10 protein-coding genes are annotated in these 12,494 nt (G+C 56.7%); 5 read left to right on the top strand and 5 right to left on the bottom strand.

Going from position 1 to position 12,494, the window contains the following annotated elements; all coding sequences use genetic code 11:
- Positions 1-6 precede the first annotated feature (6 nt).
- The 4 genes from CMO10_RS14590 to CMO10_RS14575 form a co-directional block, all read right to left on the bottom strand.
- Positions 7-948: an ABC transporter permease gene (locus CMO10_RS14590; RefSeq protein ID WP_297023604.1), complete on the bottom strand. Its 942-nt coding sequence runs from the start codon at positions 946-948 to the stop codon at positions 7-9.
- A 17-nt stretch (positions 949-965) separates the two neighbouring features.
- Positions 966-2,036: an ABC transporter permease gene (locus CMO10_RS14585; protein ID WP_297023601.1), complete on the bottom strand. Its 1,071-nt coding sequence runs from the start codon at positions 2,034-2,036 to the stop codon at positions 966-968.
- A complete protein-coding gene (locus CMO10_RS14580) occupies positions 2,033-3,640 on the bottom strand; it encodes an ABC transporter ATP-binding protein (protein ID WP_297023598.1) in 1,608 nt (535 codons plus the stop codon). Before CMO10_RS14580 ends, CMO10_RS14585 begins: the two co-directional genes overlap by 4 nt.
- Before the next feature lie 131 nt (positions 3,641-3,771).
- Complete coding sequence (locus CMO10_RS14575) at positions 3,772-4,779, bottom strand: BMP family protein (protein ID WP_044827157.1); 1,008 nt, start codon at positions 4,777-4,779, stop codon at positions 3,772-3,774.
- Between the two features lie 477 nt (positions 4,780-5,256).
- Between CMO10_RS14575 and CMO10_RS14570 the strand changes: the two genes are divergently transcribed.
- Positions 5,257-6,357 (top strand): site-specific DNA-methyltransferase, encoded by a 1,101-nt coding sequence (locus CMO10_RS14570; RefSeq protein ID WP_297023593.1) that lies wholly within the window; start codon positions 5,257-5,259, stop codon positions 6,355-6,357.
- Between the two features lie 142 nt (positions 6,358-6,499).
- On the top strand, positions 6,500-6,709 hold the full coding sequence (locus CMO10_RS14565; RefSeq protein ID WP_297023591.1) for a hypothetical protein: 210 nt from the start codon (positions 6,500-6,502) through the stop codon (positions 6,707-6,709).
- Positions 6,710-6,813: 104 nt separating this feature from the next.
- Here the strand turns inward: CMO10_RS14565 and mutY are convergent, their stop codons facing one another.
- Complete coding sequence (mutY, locus tag CMO10_RS14560; RefSeq protein ID WP_297023589.1) at positions 6,814-7,893, bottom strand: A/G-specific adenine glycosylase; 1,080 nt, start codon at positions 7,891-7,893, stop codon at positions 6,814-6,816.
- 69 nt (positions 7,894-7,962) lie between these two features.
- Here mutY and CMO10_RS14555 point away from each other — a divergent pair, with 69 nt between their 5' ends.
- The 3 genes from CMO10_RS14555 to CMO10_RS14545 form a co-directional block, all read left to right on the top strand.
- The gene (locus CMO10_RS14555) at positions 7,963-8,574 is read left to right on the top strand and encodes a DUF721 domain-containing protein (RefSeq protein ID WP_052657433.1); all 612 of its coding nucleotides are present in this window, start codon (positions 7,963-7,965) and stop codon (positions 8,572-8,574) included.
- Positions 8,575-8,845: 271 nt separating this feature from the next.
- Complete coding sequence (locus CMO10_RS14550) at positions 8,846-9,403, top strand: DsbA family protein (protein WP_297023582.1); 558 nt, start codon at positions 8,846-8,848, stop codon at positions 9,401-9,403.
- 73 nt (positions 9,404-9,476) lie between these two features.
- On the top strand, positions 9,477-12,494 hold a 3,018-nt coding region (locus CMO10_RS14545; RefSeq protein WP_297023579.1), incomplete at its 3' end, for an AAA family ATPase.

The raw sequence follows: 12,494 nt of genomic DNA, 5'->3' as shown, positions 1-12,494 counted from the left end.
TCGTGCTTAACGCTGGCCCTTGAACCATGGCACAAGAAGCGCCTTGGGGTAATCGGCTTTGCGGGCAAGAACAATAAGCGCAATGATCGACAGGATATAGGGCATCATCAGGAAGACCTGCGACGGCAGGAATGCGCCGACCTCGGTCTGAAGGCGGACCTGAAACGCGTCAAAGGCACCAAACAGCAACGCCCCGATTAATGCCTTGCCCGGTCGCCAGCTGGCAAATACGGTCAGCGCAATACAGACCCAGCCGCGGCCGTTGATCATGCCAAAGAAGAACGCATCAAAGGCCGACATGGTCAGGAACGCCCCACCCAATGCCATCAGCGATGAGCCAACCACGACCGCCCCGATGCGAAGGCCATAAACTGAAAGCCCTTGTGCCTCGACCGATGACGGGTTGTCGCCGACCGCCCGGATCGCAAGACCAAGCGGGGTGCGATACAAAACCCAGCCTGTGACAAATACCAGCACAAGGGCGAGCATCGTCATCGCCGTTTGCGAAAACAGTGCCTGTCCGATGAAGGGCAGGTCCGAGAGGAACGGGATATCAAGCGGCCGGAACGGCTCGATCCGTGGTGGGGACGACACATCGGGCAATGCCGTGCGATAGGTGAAATAGGACAAGCTGGTTGCAAGCAACGTTACGCCAATACCTGAGACATGCTGGCTTAGCCCCAAGGGCACGGTCAGGATCGCGTGGATCAGGCCAAAGAACGCCCCGGCAAGGGCGGCAACCAATACACCACCCCAAAGCCCGGCACCGAGCCACACGGCCATCCAGCCAGCCATCGCACCGGCGGTGAAGATCCCCTCGATACCTAGGTTAAGCACACCGGCACGTTCGCAAATCAAAGCGCCCAAAACGCCAAATATCAGAGGCGTTGCGATGCGAATGGCGGCTTCCCAGAAGCTGGCGGCAAGAAGAATATCAATGATTTCCATGGTCTTTTCCCTTGCCCCTAACCGTGCGCCGATTTGCGGTCAAAGTGAACCTTGAACCGGGTCAGGAACCCGCCGATCAAAACGCACAGCAACGCCATGGCAACGATCAGGTCCGCCAGATAGCTTGAAACGCCAATCGCGCGGCTCATGGAATCAGCACCAACGAAAACAGATGCGACAAAAAAGGCCGATGCGATCACTCCGATGGGCGACAAACGGGCAAGCATCGCCACCACGATCCCGGCATAGCCATAGCCCGGCGACAGATCAGTCGCGAGATAGCCACGCGTTCCCGCCACTTCCGATACCCCGGCCAGACCCGCCAGACCACCCGAAAGGGCAGCGACAAGGATCATGGTCTTGGTCACCGAAATGCCGGAGAATTTGGCAGCAGCGGCATTTTCCCCAACCGCCCGAATTTCAAATCCCCAGACCGTGCGCTTAACGAAAATCGCCAGCGCAACAGCCGACACAAGCGCGATGATCAAACCGATATGAACGCGCATGCGTTCGAGAAGCGCCGGGAAGGCTGCACTGTCAATGATCGGTTCGGACTGCGGCCAGCCCATCGACATCGGGTCTTTGAGCGCGCCTTCCAGCATCATCTGCACGAACAACAGAACGATGAAGTTCAAAAGAAGGGTGGTGACGACCTCGTCCACGCCAAGACGCGTTTTCAAAAGCGTCGGACCAATCAGCATAAGCGCGCCAGCCGCCATACCGGCAAGGATCACAACCGGGATCATTACCCAGCTGGGTCCGTCAATCACGCCGGCACCAACGGCAACCGCCGCCATGGCCCCCATGTAAAGCTGGCCTTCTGCACCGATGTTCCAGAGCTTGGCCCGGAATGCGATGGCGGCAGCAAGTCCGGTCAGGATCAGCGGTGTTGCGCGGGTCAGCATTTCCGATGTCGAGAACACCGATCCAAAGGCACCACTGATCATAAGGCCATAGGCCTCAATAATCGGAGCACCGGCAAGGGCAAGCGGAATGGCGGCCAGAAGAATGGCGATGGCTGCGGCCAGAACCGGCACGCCATAGACAAGAAACGGGCCGGGATTGCTGCGGGGTTCAAAGCGGATCATGCCGTTTCTCCCGGATTGGTGGTCGTCGCGGCATGGGCGGCGTGGGTTGCTGCTTTTTGTCCGGCCATCATCAGACCCAGTTCGGATCGATCAATGCTGTCGGTCGGCATGGCGGGCGTAATATGCCCGGCATGAATGACCGCGATCTGATCGGAAATTGTCAAAAGCTCATCCAGGTCTTCGGAAATCAGAATGACTGCCGCCCCGCCTTGGCGGGCTGCAAGCAAGCGACGATGAACTTCGGATTGCGCACCAACGTCAAGGCCGCGCGATGGCTGATTGGCCAAGATCAGCTTGGGTGATTTTTCCAGTACACGCGCAAGGATCAGTTTCTGGATATTGCCACCCGACAAAAGACGCGCCGGCGCATCCGGGCCGGGGCAGCGTACGTCATAATCGCTAATCGCATGCTCGGCACGTTTGCGGATCGCATCGAAATCAAGAAAACCCAGTTTCTGATATTCAGGGCTTCGGACATCCTCGATCGCAATGTTTTCGGCCACCGTCATCGACCCGACCATGCCGTCATGATGGCGGTCTTCGGGGATGCGGGCGATGCCGTTCTGCGCGAATGTGTGGGCGTCAAATTTGGTGACGGTTTCGCCAAAAATCTCAACCGTGCCACTATCAGGTTTATCAAGCCCGGCGATGAGCTGTGCCAGTGCTGCCTGACCGTTGCCCGATACACCGGCGATGCCAAGGATTTCACCTTCGCGGGCAGTGACATTCACCCCATGCAGGGACCGGCGGGAATCCCCGCGATCAATGGTAACATCACGAAGGGGGATGACCGGTTTTCCGGGATCGCGCGCGGTGCGGCGGCTGGCCGGGACTTCGCGGCCGACCATCAGCTCGGCAATGGATTTATGATTGGCATCACTGGTCAGCATTTCGCCAACCTTTGCGCCCCCACGCAGCACGGCAATCCGGTGCGAAACGGCAAGAACCTCGGCCAGTTTGTGAGCGATGATGATCACGGCAAGGCCGTTCGCGGCAAGTTTGCGCAGGATGGCAAACAGGCTGTCGGCTTCTTGCGGCGTCAGAACCGCAGTCGGTTCGTCAAGGACAAGCAACCGCGCGTCGCGATAGAGCGCCTTGAGGATTTCCACGCGCTGCTTTTCGCCAACGGTCAGTTTGTAAACCGGCTGATCCAGATCGACATTCAAGCCCGATCCGGCCATCAGTTCGCCAAGCTTTGCGCGTGCTGTACTGCGATCGCGACGCAGCCTGAAAATAGGTTCGGTGCCAAGGACGATATTATCAAGCCCGGTCAGGTTTTCGGCGAGTGTGAAGTGCTGGTGAACCATGCCGATCCCGGCATCAAGGGCAGCCTGCGGGGCGCCCGGTTCAAGCTGTTCAAGGTTCCCGTCGCGACTGGCAACCGTGACGGTGCCTTCGTCTGCGACATAGTGACCGAACAGGATATTCATCAGGGTGGTTTTACCCGCACCGTTTTCACCAAGAAGGGCGACGATTTCGCTCTTGTGAACGGTCAGGTCGATAGCGTCATTGGCAACCAGTGCGCCAAATCTTTTGGTGACACCTGCCAGCGACAGCAGCAGGTCTTGCGACGTTTCAGGTGATGTGTGCGCAGCAGATGACATTCGGGTAATCCGTTTTGTTTTTATGCGTCACGCTGTGGGGCGGTGGGCGTCTTCGTGGCGGGCATGATGTCGTAAACGACAAAGGGCAGTTCGATTATGTAACCGAACTGCCCAATGATTTCAGCGAAATCTTACATCGATGATTTCGGTTCTTCGTCGTTTACTTCGACAGTGAAGGACCCATCAAGGATTTCAGCCTGTTTGGCTTCGACTTCTTCGACCGTACCGTCCGGCAGCAGGGCCGGATCCAGAACGACAGAACCGCCGCCGAATTCCATGTAGCTGAATTTGCCGTAATCTTCGGCCTTGAATTCACCAGCTTTGACCGCCTCGATGGCGTGGTCAATGGTGGCTTCCATGTGCCAAAGTGCAGAACCCAGAATGGTGCCCGGATAATCAGCCGCCGTGTCGATCACGTTGCCAACAGCCAGGATACCGCGTTCCTTGGCGGCATCGGAAACGCCAAAGCGTTCGGCATACATGATGTCAGCACCGCTATCGATCATCGCAAAGGCTGCTTCTTTGGCCTTGGGCGGATCGTACCAGCTGTTGATGAAGGTCACCATGAATTCGACATCCGGATTGACCGATTTGGCACCTGCCATGAAGGCGTGCATCAGACGGTTCACTTCCGGGATGGCAAAGCCGCCAACCATACCGATCTTGTTGGTTTTGGTCGCCTTGCCGGCAGCCATGCCGACAAGGTAGCTCGGCTCATGGATGAAGTTATCAAAGACCGAGAAGTTTTCCCCGTCCGGTGCGAAGCTCGAACCCATCAGGAATGCGGTTTCCGGATAGTCGGCGGCAACCTTGCGGGCCGCACGTTCAACACCAAAGACTTCACCAACGATCAGGTTGGAACCGTTTTCGGCATATTCGCGCATGACGCGCTCATAGTCGGTGTTGGCGACGTTTTCGGAAAATTCATAAGAAATATCGCCGCGTGCTTCGGCAGCGTTAAGCGCCTTGTGAATACGCGAAACCCACTGCTGTTCGACTGGAACGGTGTAGATTGCCGAAACCTTCAGCGGATCTGCGGCTTCTGCCGGTGCACCAAAACCAAACGAGACGACTGCGGCTGCGCCGGCGATGGCCGACAGCATGGCACGACGCGTAAGGCGGAAAGTACCAGACTTCATTTCTGTCCCCCTGCGGATTATTACCGTTATGCGAAACTCAACCTTTTGCATAGATTGTGAGCAGATTGTATACGCGATCACAAAAGAGGCAAAGCACCTTCTGTCCAAATGGTCAGTTTTCCGCTCTTTCGGGTAAGTATCTGGGAATGCAAAGGGTTTGAGGTAAATCCCTGCGTGCAAAGGGCCGGTTTCTGCGCAGCCAATGGGTGAAGCAGGGGTGACAGGATACCAAACGGTGCTGCCGGGCACCGTTTCGGTCAGCCGAGTCCGGGCTGTATCGCCGGGCTGTGTAGTGTTTGGTTAAACGGGCCAAAATCTTCCGGTTTTTCGACCATAGCAGTTAAGATTGTCTAAACAGGTGACGCACTTTCTAACACAATGCGAATCCTTGAAAAATTTCGGAGTCGGTTAACTCTTTCATTAACTATTTCGGTTGATGCTTTCATCAAGATTTCAAGGGGGAACCTAGAAGGCATCATGACAAAAAAGACATCTTTACCACTTGATCAGGTGATGGTTGGCGATTGCATCGAACTGATGAACAGCCTGCCGGAAAAATCCGTCGATCTGATTTTTGCCGATCCGCCCTATAACCTTCAGCTTGGCGGTGATCTGCTGCGCCCGAACAATTCCAAGGTCGACGCGGTCGATGACCATTGGGATCAGTTTGACAGCTTCCGTCACTACGACGAGTTCACCCGTGACTGGCTGACAGCGGCCCGCCGTGTTCTGAAGGACACCGGTGCGATCTGGGTGATCGGTTCGTATCACAACATCTATCGTGTTGGTAACACGCTGCAGGATATCGGGTTCTGGATCCTCAATGATATCGTCTGGCGCAAAACCAACCCGATGCCGAACTTCCGCGGCAAGCGTTTCTGCAACGCGCATGAGACCCTTCTGTGGTGCTCGAAAAGCGAAGAACAGAAAGCCATCACCTTTAACTACGAAGCGATGAAGCAGCTTAATGAAGGCCTGCAGATGCGCTCTGACTGGTTGATGCCGATTTGCTCGGGCTCGGAACGTCTCAAGGATGACAAGGGCAAGAAGGTCCATCCGACCCAGAAGCCCGAAGCACTGCTGCAACGTGTTCTGATGGCGACCACCCGACAGGGTGACGTGGTGCTTGATCCGTTCTTTGGCACTGGCACGACCGGTGCGGCTGCCCGTCGCCTGGGCCGTCACTTCATCGGTCTGGAACGTGAAGAAGACTACGCTGAAGCTGCGCGTGAACGCATTGCCAAGGTCCAGATGCTTGATGGCGACAGCCTTGAGCTGACCGAGTCGAAGCGTTCCCTGCCGCGTATTCCGTTTGGTGCGGTGATCGAACGTGGCCTGCTTTCGCCGGGCGACAAGATCTATGACAACCGGGGCAATGTAGCCGCCATGGTGCGTGCTGATGGCTCGATCAGTCATAAGGACAACGCAGGATCGATCCATCAGATCGGTGCACATGTACAGGGCGCACAGGCTTGTAATGGTTGGACTTATTGGCATTACAAGTGTGATGGCCGACTGGTTTCAATCGACAATCTGCGCAGCCAGCTGCGCAAGGAAATGGGTCAGGTCCCCGCCTGATCCAGTCTGGAAAAATCCGGCTAAATCATTGATGCCGAAAAGAACCGGCGTGGTTGCAAAACCCGCCGGTTTTGCTTTTGGGCAAAATTCTTGCTATATTTTTCCGATCAAACCTTGTCCGCAAGGATAGATGGAGAATGTTATGCAAGCAGGTGCAGTAGGGGGTGCCGCATACGCACCCAACCCGGTACAGATTCAGCAGGCAACCTCGCCGATTGCTGAAACGGGTAATAACGACCTGAATTCACCGCCGACACAGCGGATCGAGCAAGCAGCAGAAACCGAAACGTCGCAGCAGGCAGCCCCGACCCCGACAGAGGGCCGTGGACAGGTAATCGACATTTACGCCTGATCGCGCCGCGCGAGGTTTAAAAAACAAAAGGCCCGTGGTTCTGACCACGGGCCTTTTTAATTGCGCTGGTCTAATGCCGAACAGTTGGTGTGATCACGATGCGATCACACGGGCCCGTATTTCAGGGCATGACGGACGATCTTTTTCATCACGGTCGGCAGGGCAAAGTCCGACAGCCCATCAATGGTCGTCCAGCTGCCATCAAGTTTGTCGGCCTCTTGTGCTGGCAGGGTGGTGGCAAGCACGCTGACAGTAAGATGAAAATGCGTGAAGGTATGGCCCACCGTGCCATCAAGTTCCGACCATTTGGCCGAAACCGGGGCTTCGGACAGCATGACATCATCAGGTGCCTCGATCGCGCGCCAGTCGCTGCCGGGTACTTCATACAATCCCCCCAGCAATCCCTTTTCCGGGCGGCGGCGCACCAGAATGCGGCCATCATCTTCGCGCCGGATCCAGAAGGCATAGCCGACCCGAGTTGGTTTCGGCTCCTTCTTGCGTTTTTTGGGAAGGTCGGGGGCGATGCCTGATTTGCGGCCCTCGCAATCGGCCTGCCACGGGCAAATGCCGCATGCCGGATTGCGCGGCGTGCAAACCGTCGCCCCCAGATCCATCAATGCCTGGGCATAGTCACCGGGGCGATCAGATGGGGTCAGGGCAGCTGACTTTTCCTTGATTTCGGGTTTAACGTCGGGAAGTGGGGTTTCCAACGCAAACAGGCGTGAAATCACCCGTTCGATATTGCCATCCACCGGGCTTGCATGGCGGTTAAAGGCAATGGCGGCAACCGCACAGGCGGTATAGGGGCCGATACCGGGCAGTTTGAGTAAGCCTTCCTCGGTATCGGGAAAGACACCGTCATATTCAGATGCGACGACTTTGGCGCACTTATGCAGGTTGCGCGCACGGGCATAGTATCCCAGTCCTTGCCAGGCATGCAGAACATCATCAAGTTCGGCATTGGCAAGATCGGTCACGGTTGGCCAGCGTTTCAAAAAGGCTGCAAAATATGGCCCCACCGTCTGCACGGTGGTTTGTTGCAGCATGATTTCGCTAAGCCAGACGTGATAAGGATCGGGCGTCTCGCCGGGTTCTGATCGCCAGGGCAGGGTGCGGTGATGGCGGTCATACCATTCCAGCATGCTTGCTGCGAGGCGTTGGGTGTCCTGATGGGTGAAATGCACGTCGATCCCGTGTTATGTTGTTTTACGGATCTGGTCCGAAGTTATGCAGACCCTACGAAAGAAGCGGGCGTGAGCAAGAAAAAAGATAACACTGGTACGAAAAGTGGCTCGGTGATGGATCAGGCATCCAAAACCGTGGCACCCAAAAAGAAGCAGGCATTTGCTCCGCTCGGCAGTTCTGAACGCCGCATGGGGCTTCGCAATGTTGCGCCGCTTGTCGGCAACTTGACCCGGCCACTCGTGCGCAAGCGCGGCTTTTTCCAGACCGAAATCATCCTGCATTGGGCCGAGATCGTTGGAAGTGATCTTGAAAAATACACCATGCCGCTGAAATACAGCCCGCCACCCAAGGAAAGCATTGCTGGCGGTACGCTGTTGATCCGGGTTGTCGGGCCGGTCGCCCTTGAACTCCAGCACCGCATGCCGCAGATCATCGAACGGGTAAACAGCTATTTCGGTTATCGTGCGATCAACAAGATCACCATGCTTCAGGGTGATATTTCACGCCCCGAACGCACCGTTCATCGACCGACCGAAGTCCCCGAAGCCGACATCAGCCCATCGCGTCAGGCGGACCTCGAAAAGATCGAAGATCCACACCTTCGTGAAGTTCTGACACGTCTTGGCCGTCACATCGCCGGTGCAAGCGGTGGTTTGCGGCCCAAACCCGGCAAGAAATAAGGGCTGTGGCTAAGTCGCTTGTCGCCCGTTGGGCTGTACCATCCGGTCACGACCTGTTGTCTTGCGCGTCGGCAATAATCGAATCAGTTTATTGAAATGAACGATCACGGAGTTGCCGCAATTGCGCGCCAACTTGGCGACTCGTTGGTGGCATAGCCGTTTTCGGGGGTGTGTTGACTCCCGTGCTGCAACAGGCTTGTAATCACAAAACTTTGTTTTAACGGAGGTTTCCTTGCTAAAGGCAGTTAAGTTTCTTGCTGGTGCTTTTTTGATGATGGTTGGGCTGGCAAGCGCCCAGCAGGCACAAGCAGTTGAGTGGAAAGAACATGTGATGGGTGACGAGAATGCACCGGTCACGATGATTGAATATGCATCTTTGACCTGCCCGCACTGTGCGTCCTTCCACACCGAGGTTCTGCCTGAGATCAAGGAAAAGCTGATTGATACCGGCAAGCTGAAGCTGATCTTCCGCGACTATCCGCTGGATGGTGTTGCGCTGCGTGCTGCTGCCATTGCGCAGTGCGCGGGCGAAGATCGCTATTTCGGTGTTCTGGGCATGCTGTTCAAATCGCAGATGACCTGGGCACGTTCGCAGGACCCGATCGGCAGCATCAAGGAAGTTGTCCGCTTTGCTGGCATGAGCGGCGATGCGGTTGATGCCTGCATGGCTGATCAGGAACTGATTGATGGGATCGTTGCTTCGCGCATGACCGGTGAACAGGAATTCAACGTCAATTCCACGCCGAGCTTCGTGCTGGATGGCGACACCATTGCCGGTTCGCGTGACGCAGAATTCTTTATCGACAAGGTCGAAGACCTTATCGACTAATCAAAACAATTCTGCCGGACACCGCGCCTGCGGTGTTCGGCAACAGGGGACAGGGTCGGACCGGGGGACATGATTGGTCCAGTTTAAATCGCTAAAGCTGACGGGGTTCAAATCCTTCGTCGATTCAACAGATCTACTCGTTGAAGACGGGCTGACCGGTGTTGTCGGCCCGAACGGCTGTGGCAAATCCAATCTTGTTGAAGCACTGCGCTGGGTGATGGGTGAAACATCAGCCAAGCAGATGCGTGGATCCGACATGTCCGACGTTATTTTTGGCGGCACATCAAGCCGGCCTGCGCGTAACGTCGCCGAAGTTTCCGTGACCCTTGATAACAGCGAGCGCAAGGCGCCCGCGATGTTCAACGACTTTGATTTGCTTGAAGTCACACGCCGCATCGAACGCGGTGGCGGGTCGAACTATCGCGTCAATGGCAAGGATGTCCGTGCACGTGACGTGCAATTGCTGTTTGCCGATGCCGCGACCGGTGCGCGATCAAACGCCATGGTGTCCCAGGGCAAAATTGGCGCCCTGATCGGGGCCAAGCCGATCCAGCGTCGCCTGATCCTTGAAGAAGCCGCCGGTATTACCGGCCTCCATTCCCGCCGTCACGAGGCGGAGCTGCGCCTTAAGAATGCCGAGCAGAATATGGAACGCCTTGAAGACGTTCTCTTGCAGCTTGATGGGCAGATCGCCTCCCTGCAAAAGCAGGCACGACAGGCCGAACGGTATCGCAAGCTCTCCGAAAGTGTCCGCGAGACCGAGGCTTTGCTGTTCCATATCCGTTGGACCGATGCCCAGAAACGTCAGGAAGATGCGCGTGAATTGCTGGTCGCGGGCGAAAGTGCCGTGCGTGACCTGACCTCGTCAGTGACCGAGGCCACAACGGTTCAGGCCCATGTGGCCGCAAGCCTGCCCGATCTTCGCAAAAAAGAATCTGAGGCCGCAGCCGCCCTGCAGCGCCTTTTGATCGAACGCGAAGGTCTTGATAAGGACAAGGCGCAGATCGAAACCCAGATGGGCCAGCTACGTGGGCGCATCCAGCAGATTGACGCTGACCTTGCCCGTGAGGCCGAACTGGCAAGTGACGCCGAAGGCGCACTTAAGAAACTTAAAGACGAGCGCGAAGAACTGAGCGAAGCCCAAGGCGGCGAAGACGACGCCCTTGATGAGGCCCGCGAAGTAGCCTCTGAAAAGGCCCTTCGGGTCGAAGAACTTGAAGTCGATGTCGATGCGATGACCAACAAGGTCGCGGAGGAAGAGGCGCGCCTCAAATCAGTACAACAGCGCCTGAGTGAACTGAATGCCCGTCGTGCACGCCTGACCGAGCGCCATGACGAAGCGGTTGCCAAGCTTGATGACATACGCATCGAAGCCGACTTTTCCGAGGCCCTTGAAGAAGCCAGCATGCATCTTGAAGAGTGCGAAGAACTGGTCGAACAGCGCAAAATGGCGGTCGAAGAGGCCGAGATGCGCCTGGCCGAAATGCGCGATCGCGAAGACGGCCTGAAAACCGCGGAAAGCGATGCCCGCGATGCGCTGCGTGATGCTGAAAGTCGCAAGGCGCGCCTGGCCGCGGAGATCGAAGCCCTTGAGAGCCTGCTTCGCGGCGGTGATGACGACAAATATCCCGGCGTGATCGAAAACATCACGGTTCAGGGCGGCTTTGAATTGGCGATGGCCGCTGCCCTTGGCGAGGACCTTGATGCGCCGGATGCGGCCGATGCCGCCATGCATTGGTCGGCGATTGATCCGGCAACCGACGATCCGGCCCTGCCGGATGGTGTGACAGCACTTGCCAAATATGTTGAGGCACCCGCCCTTTTGAACCGTCGCCTTTGGCAGATCGGCATTGTAGATGACGAAGCCACTGGTAACTTCCTCGCCAAGAACCTGAAGGTTGGACAGCGCCTTGTCTCACGCGAAGGCGCACTTTGGCGTTGGGATGGCTATCGCATTCTTGCCGGTGCTGAATTGCCGGCTGCCGTGCGCCTGCGTCAACGCAACCGCCTTGAAGAATTGCGTGCCGAACTTGAAGAAGCCGATGCGGTGGTCGAAGCCGCAAGCGAACGGGCCGAGATCGCCAGTGAAAATGTCGAACGCCTTGATGAAGAAATCGAGGCGGCCCGCACGGCCGAGCAGGAATCGCACCGTGCAGTACGCGATGCGGAAAATGCTGCATCTTCCGCGCGTGAGGAAATCGCCAATATCAAACGCGATGCCAGCGCGATTGAAAGCCGCCTTCAGAACGCCGAAGAGGCCGAAAAACGTGCCAAGCAGGACCTTGATGAACTGATTGCCGAGCAGGAAGAGCTCGCTGCCCTGCCAGAGGAAAGCAGCGAAGGCCTGATGGAAATCAAGGCGGAGCTGATTGAAAAACGCGCCAATCTGGCCGATGCGCGTGCTGATCAGATGGAAGCACGCAGCCAGCTTGAACGCATGCAAAGCACCATGTCGGGCCGGCGCAAGCGCCTTGAATTCGTTGAAAATGAAATCTCCACCTGGAACGAACGTGCATCAGGGGCGGGCGAACGCGTTGCCGAGCTGCGCGAACGTCAGGAAGAAGCCCGCATGGAGATCGAGGAGCTTGAACTAAAGCCCGAAGAGATCGAAGAACGCCGTGCGATCCTTTCTGACCGGATCGAACTTTCCGACCAGACCCGCAAGGACGCCGCCGATGAGTTGCAGCGCGCCGAGAATGCACAGCGCGAAGCGGACATGAACCTGCGCGAAGCTGAACAAAAACTGGCCGAGGCCCGCGAAGGTCGCGTGCGCTGTGAAGCATTGCTGGAACAGGCCGAACAACACCGCCGTGATTTGATCGAACGTATCCGCGAACGTGTAAATGCCACCCCGGATCAATTGGTCGAACTGGGCCAGATTGATCTGACCAAGGACCTGCCGGCCGAAGGCGACATTGAAGCCCGCCTGCAACGCCAGACCCGCGAGCGTGAAAACCTGGGTGCGGTCAACCTGCGTGCCGAAGTCGAACTGGCAGAGATGCAGGAACAGAAAGACACCATGGTGTCGGAACGCGATGATTTGATTGCTGCTATTGAAAAGCTTCGCAATGGCATCAATCAGCTCAACCGC

The organism is Thalassospira sp. (assembly GCF_002709775.1).
Lineage (GTDB): Bacteria > Pseudomonadota > Alphaproteobacteria > Rhodospirillales > Thalassospiraceae > Thalassospira.
This window is presented reverse-complemented; position numbering and strand designations above follow the sequence as displayed.

Excerpts from the sequence above, each read along its gene's own strand:
- CMO10_RS14590 (WP_297023604.1), bottom strand. The coding sequence starts at position 948 with ATGGAAATCATTGATATTCTTCTTGCCGCCAGCTTCTGGGAAGCCGCC.
- CMO10_RS14580 (WP_297023598.1), bottom strand. The coding sequence starts at position 3,640 with ATGTCATCTGCTGCGCACACATCACCTGAAACGTCGCAAGACCTGCTG.
- CMO10_RS14570 (WP_297023593.1), top strand. The coding sequence starts at position 5,257 with ATGACAAAAAAGACATCTTTACCACTTGATCAGGTGATGGTTGGCGAT.
- CMO10_RS14550 (WP_297023582.1), top strand. The coding sequence starts at position 8,846 with ATGATGGTTGGGCTGGCAAGCGCCCAGCAGGCACAAGCAGTTGAGTGG.
- CMO10_RS14575 (WP_044827157.1), bottom strand. The coding sequence starts at position 4,779 with ATGAAGTCTGGTACTTTCCGCCTTACGCGTCGTGCCATGCTGTCGGCC.
- CMO10_RS14585 (WP_297023601.1), bottom strand. The coding sequence starts at position 2,036 with ATGATCCGCTTTGAACCCCGCAGCAATCCCGGCCCGTTTCTTGTCTAT.
- CMO10_RS14565 (WP_297023591.1), top strand. The coding sequence starts at position 6,500 with ATGCAAGCAGGTGCAGTAGGGGGTGCCGCATACGCACCCAACCCGGTA.